The 17,401-nt window shown below is 56.0% G+C and carries 18 protein-coding genes and 3 tRNA genes; 14 read left to right on the top strand and 7 right to left on the bottom strand.

Annotated features, from left to right (window positions below):
* The 3 genes from RBB44_RS21730 to RBB44_RS21740 form a co-directional block, all read right to left on the bottom strand.
* A partial coding sequence (locus RBB44_RS21730) for a GTP-binding protein (RefSeq protein ID WP_306156159.1) occupies positions 1–566 on the bottom strand: 566 nt, incomplete at its 3' end.
* 165 nt (positions 567–731) lie between these two features.
* A tRNA-Gly gene (locus RBB44_RS21735) sits at positions 732–805 on the bottom strand.
* Between the two features lie 20 nt (positions 806–825).
* Positions 826–910 (bottom strand) — tRNA-Tyr (locus RBB44_RS21740).
* A 402-nt stretch (positions 911–1,312) separates the two neighbouring features.
* Between RBB44_RS21740 and RBB44_RS21745 the strand changes: the two genes are divergently transcribed.
* The 4 genes from RBB44_RS21745 (at position 1,313) to RBB44_RS21760 (ending at position 3,958) form a co-directional block, all read left to right on the top strand.
* The gene (locus tag RBB44_RS21745; RefSeq protein WP_306150502.1) at positions 1,313–1,954 is read left to right on the top strand and encodes a glutathione S-transferase family protein; all 642 of its coding nucleotides are present in this window, start codon (positions 1,313–1,315) and stop codon (positions 1,952–1,954) included.
* A gap of 88 nt (positions 1,955–2,042) precedes the next feature.
* Positions 2,043–2,543, top strand: a complete 501-nt coding sequence (locus tag RBB44_RS21750; protein ID WP_306150501.1) for a MarR family winged helix-turn-helix transcriptional regulator — start codon at positions 2,043–2,045, stop codon at positions 2,541–2,543.
* 42 nt (positions 2,544–2,585) lie between these two features.
* Positions 2,586–3,110 (top strand): PaaI family thioesterase, encoded by a 525-nt coding sequence (locus tag RBB44_RS21755; protein ID WP_306150500.1) that lies wholly within the window; start codon positions 2,586–2,588, stop codon positions 3,108–3,110.
* A 20-nt stretch (positions 3,111–3,130) separates the two neighbouring features.
* Positions 3,131–3,958: an RNA methyltransferase gene (locus RBB44_RS21760; protein ID WP_306150499.1), complete on the top strand. Its 828-nt coding sequence runs from the start codon at positions 3,131–3,133 to the stop codon at positions 3,956–3,958.
* Here the strand turns inward: RBB44_RS21760 and RBB44_RS21765 are convergent.
* Positions 3,955–4,269, bottom strand: a complete 315-nt coding sequence (locus RBB44_RS21765; RefSeq protein ID WP_306150498.1) for an antibiotic biosynthesis monooxygenase — start codon at positions 4,267–4,269, stop codon at positions 3,955–3,957. The genes RBB44_RS21760 and RBB44_RS21765 overlap by 4 nt on opposite strands.
* Positions 4,270–4,704: 435 nt before the next feature.
* Between RBB44_RS21765 and RBB44_RS21770 the strand changes: the two genes are divergently transcribed.
* Together RBB44_RS21770 and RBB44_RS21775 are read left to right on the top strand one after the other, a co-directional pair.
* Positions 4,705–4,780, top strand: a tRNA-Thr gene (locus RBB44_RS21770).
* Between the two features lie 238 nt (positions 4,781–5,018).
* Complete coding sequence (locus RBB44_RS21775; RefSeq protein ID WP_306150497.1) at positions 5,019–5,579, top strand: class I SAM-dependent methyltransferase; 561 nt, start codon at positions 5,019–5,021, stop codon at positions 5,577–5,579.
* Between the two features lie 39 nt (positions 5,580–5,618).
* On the opposite strand, the gene RBB44_RS21780 is transcribed toward RBB44_RS21775, so the two are convergent.
* Positions 5,619–6,281, bottom strand: a complete 663-nt coding sequence (locus RBB44_RS21780; protein ID WP_286189906.1) for a L,D-transpeptidase — start codon at positions 6,279–6,281, stop codon at positions 5,619–5,621.
* 288 nt (positions 6,282–6,569) lie between these two features.
* On the opposite strand from RBB44_RS21780, the gene RBB44_RS21785 reads away from it, so the two are divergent.
* From RBB44_RS21785 to RBB44_RS21820, 8 genes are all read left to right on the top strand, one after another.
* Positions 6,570–7,199, top strand: a complete 630-nt coding sequence (locus tag RBB44_RS21785) for a glutathione S-transferase family protein (RefSeq protein ID WP_306150496.1) — start codon at positions 6,570–6,572, stop codon at positions 7,197–7,199.
* 10 nt (positions 7,200–7,209) lie between these two features.
* On the top strand, positions 7,210–8,103 hold the full coding sequence (locus RBB44_RS21790; RefSeq protein ID WP_306150495.1) for a LysR family transcriptional regulator: 894 nt from the start codon (positions 7,210–7,212) through the stop codon (positions 8,101–8,103).
* Between the two features lie 189 nt (positions 8,104–8,292).
* Complete coding sequence (locus tag RBB44_RS21795) at positions 8,293–9,480, top strand: 2-aminoethylphosphonate--pyruvate transaminase (RefSeq protein ID WP_306150494.1); 1,188 nt, start codon at positions 8,293–8,295, stop codon at positions 9,478–9,480.
* A gap of 22 nt (positions 9,481–9,502) precedes the next feature.
* Positions 9,503–10,285, top strand: a complete 783-nt coding sequence (gene phnX / locus RBB44_RS21800; protein ID WP_306150493.1) for a phosphonoacetaldehyde hydrolase — start codon at positions 9,503–9,505, stop codon at positions 10,283–10,285.
* Entirely contained in the window at positions 10,282–11,784 is a 1,503-nt protein-coding gene (locus RBB44_RS21805; protein WP_306150492.1) for a sulfatase-like hydrolase/transferase, read from the top strand. The genes phnX and RBB44_RS21805 overlap by 4 nt, the downstream gene beginning before the upstream one ends.
* 98 nt (positions 11,785–11,882) lie before the next feature.
* Positions 11,883–12,707: a serine protease gene (locus RBB44_RS21810; RefSeq protein ID WP_306150491.1), complete on the top strand. Its 825-nt coding sequence runs from the start codon at positions 11,883–11,885 to the stop codon at positions 12,705–12,707.
* A 154-nt stretch (positions 12,708–12,861) separates the two neighbouring features.
* Positions 12,862–13,674: an NAD kinase gene (locus tag RBB44_RS21815; RefSeq protein ID WP_306150490.1), complete on the top strand. Its 813-nt coding sequence runs from the start codon at positions 12,862–12,864 to the stop codon at positions 13,672–13,674.
* A 117-nt stretch (positions 13,675–13,791) separates the two neighbouring features.
* A complete protein-coding gene (locus RBB44_RS21820; RefSeq protein ID WP_209173885.1) occupies positions 13,792–14,319 on the top strand; it encodes a hypothetical protein in 528 nt (175 codons plus the stop codon).
* 92 nt (positions 14,320–14,411) lie between these two features.
* Here RBB44_RS21820 and RBB44_RS21825 read toward each other — a convergent pair whose 3' ends face one another.
* The gene (locus RBB44_RS21825) at positions 14,412–15,572 is read right to left on the bottom strand and encodes a DUF2336 domain-containing protein (protein ID WP_306150488.1); all 1,161 of its coding nucleotides are present in this window, start codon (positions 15,570–15,572) and stop codon (positions 14,412–14,414) included.
* Between the two features lie 109 nt (positions 15,573–15,681).
* A complete protein-coding gene (locus RBB44_RS21830; protein ID WP_306150487.1) occupies positions 15,682–17,103 on the bottom strand; it encodes a transglycosylase SLT domain-containing protein in 1,422 nt (473 codons plus the stop codon).
* Between the last annotated feature and the right edge of the window lie 298 nt (positions 17,104–17,401).

Raw genomic sequence — 17,401 nt, forward strand, 5'->3', positions numbered from 1 at the left:
TCACGGCCAATGGCTGCATCGCGGTCTTCAACAGCTGCCAGAGCAGAACCCTTGACGATCGGAATGTCGTCGCCCGGAAACTCGTAGGAAGACAGCAGTTCACGGATTTCCATTTCGACGAGCTCGAGAAGCTCTTCGTCGTCGACCTGGTCAACCTTGTTCATGAACACGACAAGTGCCGGAACGCCAACCTGACGCGCAAGCAGGATGTGCTCACGGGTCTGCGGCATCGGGCCGTCAGCTGCAGAACAAACAAGGATCGCGCCGTCCATCTGGGCAGCACCGGTGATCATGTTCTTCACGTAGTCGGCGTGGCCCGGGCAATCAACGTGAGCGTAGTGACGGTTTTCCGTCTCATACTCAACGTGCGCCGTGGAGATGGTGATGCCGCGTGCCTTTTCTTCAGGCGCGCCGTCAATCTCGTCATATGCTTTTGCAGTCGCACCGCCAGCTTCAGCCAGCGTCATGGTGATTGCAGCGGTCAGCGTCGTCTTGCCGTGGTCAACGTGGCCAATCGTGCCAATGTTGACGTGCGGCTTATTGCGCTCAAACTTTTCCTTCGCCATCGGCGTCGCTCTCTGTCCAGTACTCGGTTCAGTCGATAAGGCTCGCGCGGGCCGCTGATTGACGCCTTGAACAGAGCCCAAGCGGCAAACAACTTCCCATAAGAACTTTTCAGGATTTCCGGGCGAAAGAGCCTTCCGTTCCGGACACTCCGATCAGGCCCATGATGGAGCGGGTGAAGGGAATCGAACCCTCGTCGTCAGCTTGGAAGGCTGCTGCTCTACCATTGAGCTACACCCGCACAACGAGGAAACGAGACGATGGTGGAGGAGGTTGGATTCGAACCAACGTAGGCATAGCCAACGGATTTACAGTCCGTCCCCTTTAGCCACTCGGGCACTCCTCCATCTCGTCTTGCTTCACGCCGAAGCGATCAGGATGGCTTAACCGAAGAGCCCGCCCGGAAGGGGCGAGCAATCCCGTGGCGCGTGTTATGCAGATGCGGACCTGACCTGTCAACGCCGATTTTGAAAAGAAACGAACAAAATCAACCCGGGACCGAAAACCTTGGACCCAAGCGCGCCATAACCGCTTGCCATTCTTGGAGCATTATGACCTCAAACAGAGCAAAACCTCCAAGGATTTCGCCGCTTTCTCGTGATCTCAGTTACAACAAGCCCCTACCCTGTGGACAACTTTTTCCGGCCAATTCGGCTCTTCAATCTTCGCAGCGCCGTTCATTCCCTAACATATTCGACCGGCGGCATGAGAGCGCCGTTTCGGATTCTATGAAATTGGTGGCAAACGGATGCTGAAAGTGTGGGGCCGCAAAACATCGTCCAATGTTCAAGCACTCATGTGGTGCATCGGAGAGCTCGGCGTGGAGTATGAGAGAGCCGACATCGGGCACAGGTTCGGGGGAACCGATACTGAAGACTTCAAGCGGCTAAATCCAAACCAGACGATCCCGGTTCTTCAAGATGCAGACGGCCCGCCAATCTGGGAAACCGGAGCCATCATGAGATATCTGGCCGACAAATATGCGCCAGATAGCTTTTGGCCGAAGCCACAGCAAGACCGCGCCAGGGTCGACATGTGGGCGGAGTGGTCCAAGATCAACATCGCAATGGCGTTTACGGCCCCGGCTTTCTGGCGGGTGGTCCGCACACCTCCGGAAGCCCAGGACTGGAACCAGATCCGAATGGCAATAGCGGCTCTTGAAACCGAACTCGAAATCGCAGAGCTGCAGCTGACGAACCATGCCTATCTTGCTGGTCCTGACTTCACATTGGCGGACATCCAGTTCGGCCACATTCTCTATCAGCACTTCGATATCAATATCGACCGCGCGGATCTGCCCCGTTTGCACCGCTATTATCACCGGCTCACTGAACACAGCGCTTTCCGCGAGCACGTTATGGTGTCGTACGAGGAACTGCGCTGCAGCTAACCCAATTTCGGAGTGTCTAACAGAAAGTCACCCGGCGAGGCACGACAGGATCATTGCAGCACACGCCATTTTGTTGTAGCTACAACACATGGACCCCTCACTCGACGATATCGACTTTAATGAAATGGGCCGCCTGTGCCTTGGCCATTCGGTCCGCCGGACGGCCAATCTGCTGACCCGACATTTCAACCGCTACCTCGCGCCTCTTGGTTTGGAGATCACGCAGGCGCAGCTCATGGCGGTTATTGCCAGCGGTGACGACCTCTCCTCCTCCGACATCGCCCGTTACCTTGGAATTGACCGCTCGACCCTTGCCCGCAACCTAAAGCCATTAGAGGCCGCCGGCTTGATTGAACGGCACAAGCCCGGCGGCCGAAAGGTAACACCACGCCTCACCCAAAGGGGCGCCACTCTGACCGCAGAAGTTCATGCTGCCTGGGAACAGGCCCAGCGCGACCTGACACACGAACTCGGCGCGGAAACGGCAGATGCCATTCGCGGTCATTTGTCGAGCCTGCGGAAAACCGTTCGTGCACTCGAAACCGTTGCCAAACAGCCTGCCGCGCCGCCCGACGGTGCGTCTTCGTAAATAACCGGATCCCCAAAAACCATTCTTTTTAAGGACAGTTTAATGACCAATGCGCAAACCGTAACGGAAAACGGCAAAACCTATCAGTTCGACGCTCTGCCGAAGGAGCAGGTGGCGGGTATCTCCGGAATGGATGTTTTCAAGCTGATGCTCGATGGTCAGCTGCCAGCTCCCCCGATCATGCTTCAATCCAATATCCGCTTGAAGGAATTTGATCACGGGCGTGCGGTCTTTGTCGGCCAGCCGGAAAAGCAATTTCTCAATCCACTGGGTACGATTCATGGCGGTTGGATTTCAACGATCCTGGATAGTGCTCTCAGTTGCGCAGTTCACACCTGTCTGGAACCTGGCGAGTTCTACACCACCACATCCTTGACCGTGAATATGGTCCGCCCCCTTATGCCGGGCAGTGGGGAAGTCACGTGCGAAGGGCGCATTGTTCATCGCGGCTCCCGGCTGGCAACATCGGAAGGTGAGTTGAAAGATGCCCGCGGCAAGCTGATTGCCCATGCGACGGTCAGCTGCATGATCTTTCCCAACCCTGCAGCCTCTTCCCCTGGACGCTGATTGGGGCTAGAGCATGCGGGATGACCGACGATAAAAAACCTGCATGGAAAACTCAGCGCCACGGCTCCGGCAACGCCCAAGGCCGCTTTGCTAAATCCAAGGGCAAACCGGGACCACGGCGTCCCGGATTGCCTCCGGAAGGCCCCGTCTTGCTTTATGGCCTCCACACGGTGGAAGCAGCCTTTGCCAATAAGGATCGCAAGCGCCTGAAACTTTATGCAACGGAGAATGCAAAGAACCGTCTGCAGGAGCGGGGCGTCATTATTGATGTTCCGGTGGAGGACAAGCGCCCCAAGGAACTGGACCGGATGGTCACCAAGGACGCCGTCCACCAGGGTATGATCCTTGAGGCTGATCCCCTGCCCGCTTATGGCGCGGAACATTTAAAAGGCGCCCGGCTGATTCTGGCCCTCGATCAGGTCACCGATCCGCACAATGTCGGTGCGATCCTGCGCTCTGCCGTCGCTTTGGATGCCGACGCCGTTGTGACCACGGAACGCCACGCCCCGGAAGAGGGCCCTGTGCTGGCCAAATCCGCCTCCGGCGCACTCGACATGATCAAGCATGTGCGGGTGAAGAACATGGCCCGCTTCATTACAGAAATGAAGGAGCAAGGCTTTGGCTGCATTGCGCTCGACAGCGATGGTCCCGCGAGCCTTGAAGATACCGACTTCACAGAAAAGACCGTTCTGGTTCTCGGATCGGAAGGGAAAGGCGTGCGACAGGGCGTGCGGGAAGCCTGCGGTCTCTTGGCCAGGCTCGACATGCCCGGCGAAATCCGCTCGCTGAATGTGTCCAACGCCGCCGTACTCTCACTCTATGTCGCGCGCCAGAAGATGGGGCTTTAGGCCCCACTCACCGTCTCAAAGCCTTCAAATTTTGGCGGGCCGGCATAAAGGTCCTTGTTACTGCCAGCGTTTTTATGCGCATCCCGGAATTGTTCCGATTTGGTCCAGGCGAGAAAGTCGTCTTTGCTGTTCCAGATCGTATGGGACGCATACAAGACGGTTTGACCGTCCTCGGCTTCCGGGCCTTTCAGCAAATGAAAGCTCTTAAAACCATCCAGCTCGTGAAGACGGGTCTCCCGGCCTTTCCATACAGCCTCAAAAGCCTCCTCCTGGCCCTTTTTCACTGCAAACCGGTTCATCGCGAGATACATGGCGACCTTCCTTTTTTGAAATTGTTCCGCCAATAATTATGAGTATTTCACTCATATTACCAGTGCTGATTTGCCAACATATTCAAATCTCTGAAACGATGGGGCTTATGGAAAAAGGGCAGACGCATCCGCCTGCCCCGGTCATCACCTGAGATCAAACAAACGCAAAATCATCTGCACCGAGAGACGACAACGCGACGTTTTCAAGGGTAATCGTATTGTTCGCATCGAAAGTGATTACGGTATCCGCACCGACTTGCGCGTTAGCAAAGGTGATCTAGTGGGCAACGGCGAAAAGGCCAAAATGTTTTCCACAAGGGCATCGGCTTTTCGCATGCAATATCGGCGACTTAGAAACAAATTCGCCGTGAAAATCAAAAAATGTATCGCCCCCTCTAGACATCCAACCGGTTTCTGGTAGAAGCCCTCTCCAGCGCCGGTATAGCTCAGTTGGTAGAGCACGTGATTTGTAATCTCGGGGTCGCGGGTTCGAATCCTGCTGCCGGCACCACTTCCCAAATTTATTGAGTTCTTTGCGGGTTCCCAGCAGCCGATGGTTCTGCTGGAAAGTGGCCCACTAGGTTAGTGCATGTTTGCGCAGACGATAAGCGCGGATTGGTCGCTTCTGGTGCGTCTGGCCGCCTGATAATATGGCTGCCGCCTTGCCCTTTTGAATTTGTCTGTACTTTGCCAGTATGAAACGCGCCGCCATGGAGCACGCATCGATTTCACAAAGCTGGCGTAATCCAATGAACACCGAAAAACTCGGCAAATCACGCCTGATGAATTTTCTAGCCCGGTTGGGCGGTATAGCGATGGAAAGCCGGTTGCGTCATCTGCTTTTTGATCCGGTCGCAACGCTTCGCGATGCCGGGCTTAAACCAGGGCAAACCGTCCTTGAGGTCGGCTGCGGCACAGGCTTCTACACCCTTCCTGCAGCGCGCATCCTAGGCAACAGCGGGCATTTTATCGCGATGGATCCGTTGACGGACTATGTCAAAAGGGTCCGTTTGAAGGTCGACGCAGCCGGGCTGCAAAATGTTGATGTGATCCAACACGATGCGCTTCAAACGGGACTTGAAGAAGGCTGTGCCGATCTGGTGCTGCTGCTCGGCGTTCTGCCATTCCCGACTTTGCCCTTGGAAAAACTTCTGCCGGAAATGCACCGCGTCCTGAAACCCGATGGGCAAATGGGCATCTGGCTGTTCCCCACGACCGCTGGCGTCCCCGGCGCCATCGAGAAATCAGGGATGTTCTTCGAAATTTCCAGGAACGGCCGTGTCTACCGGTATGCCAGGATGCAGAGCTAAACCTGCCTCCTCACCGAGCAACCCCTCGGGAAAAACCGGTTACCCTAAAACAATAACCTTGGTGCCGAGCTCCACACGATCATAGAGATCAATGATGTCCTGGTGCCACATGCGGATGCAGCCGCTTGAAGCATTGGTACCGATGCTGCGGGGTTGATTGGTGCTGTGGATCCGATAAAGCGTGTCTTTGTTGCCTTGCCAGAGGTAAAGACCACGCGCGCCGATCGGATTGCTCGGCCCGCCCTCCTGGCCGTCCCGGTACCGCTCTAGATCCGGATCGCGTTCGATCATCTCATCGGGCGGAAACCATTTCGGCCACTCGCGCTTGAAGCGGATCACCGCCTCGCCATTCCAGGCAAACCCGGCCCTGCCAACCCCGATGCCGTACCGGATCGCCCGCCCGCCTGGCTGAACCAAATAGAGGAACTTGTTGTTCGGATCGACCACGATTGTTCCAACCGGATGTGAGGTTGGGTAAAAAACCGTTTGCCGCAGGTATTTCGGATCAAAAGTCTGATAATCGATCGGCGGCAGATTGAAACCACCATCGCGGACAGCAGCGTAAGCCAGCGCGTAATTTGGCGTCCCATCAGACAAAGGCGTCAGACCAGCCTCAACAGTTGCGCTTTTCTTGCTCTGGCAAGCTGCCAGAGCGAGCGGAAGGCCAATGACAAAACTCCGGCGGGTAAACTTCAGCGCCATGCTCTCACATCCTTTCACCGGCATATTTCCGGTTTTCTGAAACCACCCAGAGTCACGTCAGACCTGGATGCTTTTTGAAAGACCGGCCGATGGATCCAACGTCAATTACCGAACCTGTTGCAGGAATGAATGCCAACATCATTATGGTAAACAGCCCCTTAACAGCAACGCAATCTGGCAAACAAACCGGTGACACACACGTCAATTTGATCATCAGGGTTGAAATCACCGCTATCCTGCTTTCTTGCTGTTCCCAACACATGCGATCCAGACATCCGGAGCCGACCCATGATTGACCTTTACACTTGGACCACCCCGAACGGCCGCAAGGTGTCGATCCTTTTGGAAGAGCTTGGCGTTGACTACACGTCCCATGCAATCGACATCACCAATGGTGACCAGATGGCACCGGGGTTTCTGGAGATCAGCCCAAACAACAAAATCCCGGCAATTGTGGATCGCGAGACTGGTCTGAAGCTTATGGAATCCGGGGCAATCATGATTTACCTCGCCGAGAAATACGGCAAGTATCTCGCCCCATCCGGAGAAAACCGGGCCCGGACGCTGGAATGGCTGATGTGGCAAATGGGTGGGTTTGGGCCGATGCTTGGCCAGGCGCATCATTTTGTGCATTTCAATCCGGACAAGTCCGACTATGCCAAGGAGCGCTATTCCACAGAAGCGCGCCGGCTCTACGGCGTGCTCGACAAACAACTTCAAGGGCGCGATTTTATCGCGGGCAATTATTCGATTGCCGATATGGCCTGCTGGCCTTGGGCATCGCGCTATGAATGGCAGGGCGTTACTCTCTCCGATTTTCCGAATGTCCGGGCCTGGTATCAGCGCATAGCTGCACGTCCGGCCGTCCAGCGCGGATATCAAGTGCCGAAAGACATGGGACCGATTCCAGCCGGGTGAACAAGCAGAGATGGACGTCCCAAACCGCATTAAAAACCCGCTCAGCCTCAGTCAGTTGCGCGCTCTGGAAGCTGTTGTACGCCGGGGCAGTTTTTCTGCGGCCGCAAAGGAGATCGGGGTTTCTCAGCCCTCAATTTCCAACCATGTGCATGGATTGGAAAACCGCTTCAAGACCCGGCTGATCGCCAAATCCGGTTACTCAGTCTCCGCAACGCCTGCGCTTGAGGCGCTCTTGCCGAAGATACGGGCGATCCTCGCTCTCACCAGCGATCTGGAATCGGAACTGCTTCATCAAAAGCAGCTAGGCGCTGGTGAGCTCAGGATCGGCTATTCGACCTACCAGCTGGCAATCCCGAGAATTTCGGCCTTCATGGCGCGTCATCCGGAAATATCCATCGAAGCCCGCGCTTTGGCCACCAGCGATATTCTCGACCTGTTTGACAACGGGGACATCGACATCGGCTTTGTGACCGGCCGGGAAATCCCGGCAGGTCTTGAGGGCGAACTTCTGGTCCAGACGCGCATCGTCATTGCCGCACGGGCCGACCATCCGTTGGCATCCAAAGGCACTGTCAGCTGGAAAGACCTGGAAACCCTTCCGTTGCTGCAGCGGGAAAGTTCATCCGGAACCCGCAAGATGTTCGAGGCAGCTGCCACTGTTGCCAGGATCAAACCCAAAACGATTCTTGCGCTCGGGTCATGGGGGTCGATCGCCACCCTAATCCGGTCCGGCATCGGTGTCGGCATTGCAATGGAAGCTGAGATCACAGACCGGGATGGCTGTGTCGCAATCCCGATCGACAGCCCGTCCCTCATCGCGAACCATTATGTTGTCTGGCAAAAAGACATGGCAGGCGTTGCTGCAATAGAGGCGTTCCGGGCCAGCTTGAACACTACAACCTGACCCGCTTGCCGACAGCGCCAGCATCAAGTCTATAACTAATAATTATAGATAAGACTATTTCATTAAACTGTTACGGGAAGAGAGTGTTAAAGGCGCACAGGCTTTGGAGATCCGCTCGGTTGGCACATGGAACCGAGAGGCATCTTCAACTTTGTCTGCAGTTCATTTCACGCCCCAAAGGGACCATTCATGACCCAACACCCGACGGCCTTGCCAAAACCGAAATACGGCGAGCCCTATCTTTTGACCCCTGGGCCACTCACAACATCGTTTGATGTCAAGGAAGCCATGTTGCGGGATTGGGGCAGTTGGGACGGCGATTTCAAGGCGATGACCGCCGAACTCCGGAAAAGCCTCATTTCTTTGCTGGGCGATGGCAGTGATGCCTATGACTGCGTCCCGATCCAGGGCAGCGGCACCTTTGCGGTCGAAGCCATGCTGGGCAGTTTCACGCCGAAGACCAAAAAAACCCTGATCCTGTCCAATGGCGCCTACGGCAAACGCGCAGTTGAAACGATGGCTTATCTTGGCCGCCCGGCTGAAGTGCTGGACAAGGGTGACTATCTTCCGCCGCGTGGACCGGAAGTCGCCGCCCTTCTGAACGCGGATCCGGAGATCAGCCACGTGCTGATCGTCCATTGTGAGACAAGCTCCGGCATCCTCAACCCTTTGCAGGAAATTTCGGACGCCGTTGCCGCCGCGGGCAGAACCCTTTTGATCGATTCCATGTCAGCTTTCGGCGCTATTCCGGTCGAGCCGTCAAAGCTCCGGTTTGCAGCGATGGTATCATCTGCAAACAAATGCATTGAAGGCGTGCCAGGGTTCGGTTTTGTGATCACACAAAGGGCCCAGCTCGAGGCTGCCAAAGGCAACAGCCATTCCATTAGCCTCGATGTACATGCCCAATGGGCACATCTGGAGAAAACCGGTCAGTGGCGATTCACACCGCCAACTCATGTTGTCGCAGCGTTCCTGGAGGCCTTGCGGGCGCACAAAGCCGAAGGCGGCGTTGCAGCGCGCGGCGAGCGCTACAGGACAAACAGGGACGTTATGGTTTCAGGGATGCGGGCGCTCGGATTTGAAACCCTGCTGGATGCTGAATGGTTGTCGCCGATCATCGTCACCTTCTTTTGCCCGGCAGACCCCGCCTTCAGCTTCCCGCGGTTCTACGAGCTCATGAAAGCGCGCGGGTTCATCCTTTATCCCGGCAAACTGACTGTCGTTGACAGCTTCCGGGTCGGCTGCATTGGTCAGATGGACGAACATGTCCTGCGCGGCGTAACCGCCGCCGCTTCTGACGTTTTGAAAGAAATGGGCATTGAAAGCGCCGCCCCACCTGCAGAAGCGCTCGCAGAGCGCGCAAAACTCGCCGCTTGAGCAAACACAAGAAAGAGAACCAATGAGCAAATTCAAAGCTGTCGTTTTCGACTGGGCCGGAACCATGATCGATTTCGGATCCTTCGCACCAATGGGTGTGTTTGTGACAGCATTTGAAAAATTCGGCATCACCGCGAGCATTGATCAGGCCCGTGGCCCAATGGGCATGCCGAAGTGGGATCACATCCGGTCCATGATGGACGATCCGGACATTGCTGCTCAATGGCAGGCCAAATACGGCAGCGCCCCAACTGATGCCGATGTCGACAAAGTCTATGAGATCTTTGTACCGATGAATGAGGAAGTAGTCGCGGATTACGCCGACCTCGTTCCAGGCGCTCTCGATACGATCGCTTACCTGCGATCCAACAACGTGAAAATCGGCTCCACCACTGGATACACCCGGTCCATTATGGAGCGCGTTCTTCCAAGAGCCGCCGAACAGGGCTATGAGCCGGACAATCTGGTGTGTTCTGATGACCTACCTGAGGGTCGTCCGGGTCCTCTCGGCATGTATCAGTGCTTTGTTGATCTTGTCGCCTACCCACCCAGCGCCGTCATCAAGGTAGATGATACGGAGCCCGGCATCGCAGAGGGCGTGGCAGCCGGTTGCATCACCGTCGGTCTTGCTCTTTCCGGCAACTTCGCAGGGAAAACCCCGGAAGAACTGGCGGCCCTGCCTGAGGCTGAGGTCGAAGCGATCCGGCAGGAAGCAACCGCCAAACTCAAGGAAGCGGGTGCCGACTACGTGATCGATACTGTTGCCGATCTTCCCAAACTGATGGATCAGATGGAAGCTGCATGACATCGCGTCCGAACATCCTTCTGATAACGGCCGATCAGTGGCGGGGTGATTGCATCGGCGCTGTCGGTCATCCGGTGGTCAAAACCCCGAACCTTGATGCCTTTGCAGAAACGGCCACCGTTTTTGAGCAGCATTATGCGACGACTGCACCCTGCTCGCCAGCCAGGGCCTCTCTCTACACCGGCCTCTATCAGATGAACCACCGGGTGATCTGGAACGGGGCTCCGCTGGACGACCGGTTCGACAACATTGCCCGCGCAGGACGAAGAGCCGGCTATGTCCCGACCTTGTTTGGCTATACGGACACCTCGCCGGATCCACGGGTACATGATCCGAACGATCCGGCCCTCTCCACTTATGAGGGGGTTCTGCCTGGATTTTACGTTCGTCAACCGCTGCCCGAAGATGACAAACCCTGGCGCTCCTGGCTGGCCACCCGCGGCCATGATCCGGCATCCTTCGACACCCTGCACCACGTTGAGCCGGAGGATGGCGAACTTATCTCTCGCAAGGCCCCGCGCTATTCCAAGGACGAAACGCAGACGGCCTTCCTAACGGACAGTTTTTTCAATTGGCTTGGCGAACAGGTCGCAGGAAAGCCCTGGATGGCGCATATTTCATTCCTGCGTCCGCATCCGCCGATCACCGTGCCCGAGCCCTATAATATGATGTACGATCCGGATGACGGGCCTGAGTTCAAGGGCGCCGAAAGCGCATGGCAAGAAGCAGCGTTCCATCCCCTTGTCTCCGCCTTGCAAGAGTACCAGCATCTTTCCAGCCACATTCCAGGCGCCAACGGCCACGTGCGCGACCTGACCCGACACGATTTGAAGCGCCTTCGAGCGCTCTACTACGGCATGATCACAGAGGTTGATGCCCAGCTTGGCCGCATTTTCTCCGCCCTCGATCAGATCGCGGACGACACACTAATCATCTTCACCTCCGATCATGCGGAGATGATGGGCGATCACTGGATGCTCGGCAAGGGCGGGTTTTACAAACAGAGTTATCACATCCCCCTGATCATCCGGGGGCCCGGCATGGCCAAGGACAACAGGGTTTCTGCCTTTACTTCGGCCGCAGACATCTTTCCCACCCTTTTGGACGTTCTGGGACTCGAGCCCAAACACAAACCTGACGGAAACAGCCTTGCCCCGTATCTTAGAGGCCAAACACCGACCGGTTGGCGGGATGCTGCGCTTTATGAGTTCGACTTCCGCCGGTTGTTGCAGTTTTTCCCGGAAGACGTCCGCAAGAGCTGTCAGGCAGGCGGAGCCTCGGCTCTGACACGCCTTGGAACCGATTGGCAATATGTTCACTTCAGCGGGTTGCCCAATCTGTTGCTCTCAACAAACGATGAAACGGGTGGGATCAAGAACAGGGCTGACAGCGAACCGGCGGCTCTTATCCAAAACATGAATGCCCTCCTCTCCAGTCGCATGCGCCACAATGACGAGACACTCGCCCGGACAATGGTGTGGGAGTATTATTCCAACTAGCAAAGCTTTCAGCGATTGACTTTAGGCCGCGTTAAACCCGTTCAGCGACACTGCACGTAGGAAAACAGTCAGCTCAGGTTCGTCGGAGGCTTCAAAACGTGGCTGTCCCCAGTGGGATTACATCAAGCAGCGGAACAATGTGGCGCACGCTCGCGGCCGCTTATGCGGCTGTGTTCGCACTATCTTGCCTCGCCCTTTCAGACACTGCTGTAGCAACAGAACCAGCTCTTAAGGTCATCGACAGCACGGACGCGCCATGGCCTTCCATTGGCCGGGTCAATGTGGCTGGCTACCGCACCACATCCATGTGTACCGGCACACTGATTGCGCCGAATATCGTGTTGACCGCAGCCCACTGTCTTTACAATAAGGCGACGCTGAAGAAGTTTCCGGAAGACGACATGTTCTTCATCGCTGGAGTCCGCCGAGACGAGTTTTCTGCGCGCCTGGAGGTGGCCTGCGCCTTGTCTGCCAAGGGCTATGCTCCGAAGAAGCAACCGAAACTGGCTGATGTGCATACCGATGTCGGGATCTTGATTTTGAAGGAAAGCGCCAAGCTGCCTGCCGTCCCGGCTCTGTCACCTGAGGATGCAGGCGTGTTAACTCAGGATACAAGGTTCGATTCAGCCGGCTATCGCCGCAGCCGCCGTTTTCTGCCAACCGTCGTTTCAGCCTGCCAGGTGATCGGCACCATAGAAGACAGCTGGGTTACAAACTGCTCGTCGGAAAGCGGCGCATCGGGCGGACCTTTGCTGGTCGCAACCCCGGATGGGCTCAGAGTGGCTGGTGTAATGTCTGCAAAAATCGACGATATCCGATCCGCAATCGTGCCCTTTTTCGAGTGGCAGGAACTTCTGGCCTCACCGGTTTGTCCGGCAAGCGGCGATGCAGCCCAAACGGCTCTACGTCCCACAATTGACTGATAGCTTGGCCTCACCTTCGACTGCGAACCTGTTTCCCACCACCGGCACTTGCTAATTCTTCAAGGGCATGGCCTAGTCGTTAGATAGCTGGCGCCACAGCGCCGTGGCGGCACAAAATCCGTAAGACCACTCTCGTCCAGGCCCTTGTAGATCAATGAACCGTATTGTTTCTTCCCCGCAGCCGGACGATGCCAGCCAGATCACTGACAAGAAACTCGCCTTTGTTTCCAGTGACACGGATGAGGCGAAACACGCGCGGGAAACATTGTCGGCGCAATATGGCGAAGTTCCGATCGCTGATGCCGATATCATAGTGGCACTTGGCGGTGATGGCCTGATGCTGGAAACCCTCTATGCACAGATGGGATCAAACAAGCCGATTTACGGCATGAACCGTGGTTCGGTCGGCTTCCTCATGAACGAGTACCGGGAAGATGGCCTGCGGGAACGTCTTGCCAAAGCGGACACCACAGCGATCTACCCACTGGAGATGACCGCCACCGATGACAACGGCGTTGAGCATTCAGCGCTCGCCATCAACGAAGTTTCCCTGCTCCGCCAAACATCCCAGGCTGCGCGCCTGAAGATTTCGGTCGATGGCCGCGTCCGGTTGGAAGAACTGATTTGCGATGGGATAATTGTAGCAACGCCCGCCGGCAGCACGGCGTATAACCTCTCCGCGCACGGTCCGATCCTACCAATCACAGCTCAGTTGCTTGCCTTGACCCCGATCAGCGCCTTCCGCCCGCGCCGTTGGCGTGGTGCATTGCTTCCCGATTGGGCGGCGGTCGATATCGAAATCCTGGACCCTGAAAAACGGCCGGTCAGCGCCTCTGCGGATCACCGCGAGATCCGCAGGGTCACAAAAGTGTCGGTTCGGGAGTCCACGGAACAGGAAGGCCGGATCATGTTTGATGACGATCATGGCTGGGATGAGCGGATCCTAACGGAAATGTTCAGATACTAGCGGTCCTGATCGACCACCTGCGAAAGACTTGGCGGCGGGAAAGACCCTGTTAAAGTTGTTTACGCATACTGGCGATCGTGAGTGACCGCTCACTGCAACGATGAGGACCCTGCCGCAATGGCTGAAACCGCTCCGGATCAAGATTACGAAATTCTGCAGCCGCCGACAGATCTGCGGAAGAAGGTCCGTGAACTGACACCTCGCGAGGCACGCAAGTTTGATCCGGTAAAAGCTGCAGAAGCTGCTCTGCAAAGGATCGCTCCGCATTTTGGCAACTGGATGGAAAACGAAGCCAAAACGCTCGTGGGTGCTTGGGACTCCGTCAAAGCGGACGGCATTTCCTCCGAAACGATAGATGTCCTTTATCAATCGGCACACAACATCAAAGGCCAGGCGCTTACACTGGGCTTTCCGCTCGTTGGCGATGTTGCTTCCAGCTTTTGTCACTTGCTGGAAAACATTCCAACGCCCAACGATCTGCCAGTAGGGCTCGCGGAAGGATTTGTTGAAGCAATCCGGGCGATGGTGATTGAAGGCGCGAAGGATACCGCCAACAAGACCGGTGTCGAGCTTTTGGAAACGCTGCGCACGGCGACCGACACCTATCTTGCCCAGTTCCCGGCCAAAGAAACAGACGAGAGCTAAGCGGACTCGATCAGCCGCAAGCCTGAATCACTACCCATTATATTTTGGATCAGATTCGCGTTCCGCGCACCAATTCTGCCCGGCGTTGGTAATCACGCAGCATTGACCGAGCGAAGATCTCCGGCGCTCTTTTTCAGAACCGAGCGTGCCTCAAGGCGGGCGACATCAATCGCAAACCGGCGAAGGAATGCATTGATATCCTCATCCGCACCAAAAGCACCGTCTTGCATTTCAGACAGCAACGCTTCAGTCAAAGCCCGCGCTTCTTCAAGGGCAAGGTCATAGCTGAAGTCAGCCTCAGCCTTGCGGGCAATGTCGATCGCTAGCAGGAACGCTTGGTGTGACCGGATTGGCAATCCAGCCTTTCTCAAAACGGCTTGAAGTGCCGCGCGGCGGACAGTCAGCAAAACCTTGCACAGACGTGGCAGCGGCATGTTGCCAAGGTTTGCCAGAGCTGCCGCAAAGAAACGTAGACGGCCGCAACAAACAGCCCGCAGCAAGAGACGCGTGTTCAGGCGCCCGCTTGCCCGCAAGTGTTCCACGAATTCGGGAAGATCGTCATCGTTTGCCTCAAGCGCGAGTCGGAGGACGACTTTGTCGATTGCATCCGACAGGAACACATCGCGCTGATGCTCTGGAACACGCTCCAAAACAACGGGATGGTTTTCAAGGTTCTGCGCAAGCCCCATCAACAGCTCATAGCGCACAGGAATTGGCAGATCGCCGAGTTTCAGCAATTCATCGCAAAGATCGGGGTGTTGCTCAAAGCGTTCGGCAAGCCGTACCAGAGACGACTTCAAAACTGTTGCCCCTGGATTCTTGAGCAAGGCCATACAGGCCGCTTCGTCAGCAACTTCGCACATAGCCGCGCTGACACCCGCAGGGACAGATTCGCGCTCTGCAATGGCGCACTGAACTGCTCGGCTGCCCTCAGCCAGAAGATCCACCAGCTCGGTTTCGTTCAAGAGCGGGGAAGATTTCAGAACAAGGACCGCGATCTCGTCAACGTCTTGCGCGAGAAAACGGATCACGTGTCCGGGAGCATGCGCGCTCGCAGCCAATACCTTCGCGACGGTTTTGCGAACCGGCCGGCTCGGATCATCCAGAAGAACTGTAAGTGCTGCCGCCATGGTTTTCCGTTCCAGGCTGCCTTCTTCGGCAGCCAAATAACGCTCTGCATAGGTTCGCGCCGCCTCAATATCGAGGCCAGCCTGATCAGTGTCGGTGAGGTGCAGAATGTCGTGAACGGTCATGCTCTTAACGTCAGTCCTGAATAGTCTTTGCACTATCCTGACATCAAAGACTTAACGATCCGTTCACCATAATTTTGACATGCCCCCGCCTGTCTTCAACCTCCGAAACCTAAGCCGGAGGCAGTAAGTCTTTCTGTTCTTCCTGAGCCTTCAAACGAAGAAACCGTGTGAGGTCTAACGGACCACCTTGATTGACAAGGGCCAATTCCTGGGCAGCCACCTGAGTAGATGCTCCGGACACAGCGCTGTAGAGCGCAGCCTCTTCAACGGCCGCGAAGGCGGATGCAAACCTTGGATTGACGCCTGCCTGATCGGAACCCGGATCATTGCGGAACAGAGCTTCAAACGGGTTCGCGGTCTGGGCTGCCTGGAACGCGGACAACACACGGCTCACGGTTTGATCCGGGGCCTGATTGATACTCGCGTCACGCGGGTCGTCAGGATCAGGCCGCGGAGCGCTTGCCACTTGCTGTGCCTGTACCTGTGCCTGTGCTTGAGTTTGTGCCGGATCACTCGTCCCTGGATCGGCTACCGCGACAGTCTGCGGACGTCCCTCCGGAACAGGCGCCTTCGCAATCGTTTCAGGAAGGTCTAACGGCAGTGCGGGCTGGACGGGCACTGTCGCCGCCGCCATTTGCACTGGCGCATCCGGCTTGGACCGCATCGCGAATTGCGCGGCCGGATCCCCTGCCAAATGATCAAAGTCCTTCGGCTTTGCCTCTGCCATCATGCTGGGCGGCTGTGGCTTGGACCGCATCGCAAAAGCTGCAGCCGGATCTCCCGCCAGATCATCAAACGGAACCGGTGCCGTTACTGGCGCTCCAGATGCCGGCTTCGCATTCGGCAGAGCTGCCACATTCAAAAGCTCGCCAGAGGTCCTGAGGTTTTTACGTCCGCCGGCTTCAGCAATCATGTTGACTGCATCATGCTTGGACACAATCACCTGATAGACTTCTTCCATGGACCGGGCCTGGCCATTTCGATGGTAGAAGATCGGCTTGTTGGCCCGCGCTTGTGCGGAAAAAACCTGATCGGCGCGCATGTCGGGATTTGCCGCGGTTTTTTCGATCAAGCGACTTGCACCGTTCGCACCAAGAAAATGCGCCATATAGAGCTCGCCGTCCGTCGGCTCACGGCCAATCCGGCGCTCAAGATACTGCGCGTTCTTCTGGGTCAAAGCCCCCGCCATGACAGACGAGATTTCAGGATCCTTGCGAAGATCAAGGATCTCCCGGCGCATCTGGGGATCGCTGACATAGTACTTACCGCTTTTTGACCGGTGAATATGGTCCGCGTACTTGTCCAACCCGTGCTTTGGCCCGGCCTGTTTCATTGTTTCGAGCCAGGTGGACTCTATGAACTGGAATAAGCCTGTAGCACTCGATGTTTTTGCCTTGGCCGACGGATTAAACGAAGATTCCCGTGCGGCTGTTTTCACAAGATAGTCAAACGACGTTCCTGTGGATGTACTCGCAGACTGAAACGCAAGCTCGATCCTAGACGCGACCGAGGTAGTGTCAGCAACCCGCATGACTGGCCTCCTCGACGAAACTAATTATTACTTCGTTAACTTTCGCGCCAAAAAGGTTAACAAAACCTTAACAAGCCACAGGCGGGACCGATTCATTTATTAGAGAAACGAAAACCTAACGGCTCCTACGTAACTATGCCAATGCAATCTCAGGCATTTGTGGACTTTGGCTGTTTCCTGCGATTTTTCTTGGGAAAAAATTGCCGGGTCAGTCCGGAATTGTTTGGGACAAATCAGTTACTGGACGGAAAATTCATTGTTTCATAATGAGACAAGACACTGACCACTGCAGCGCCTT

Origin of the sequence: Roseibium sp. MMSF_3247, from assembly GCF_030733765.1 — a bacterium.
Classification (GTDB): Bacteria; Pseudomonadota; Alphaproteobacteria; order Rhizobiales; family Stappiaceae; genus Roseibium.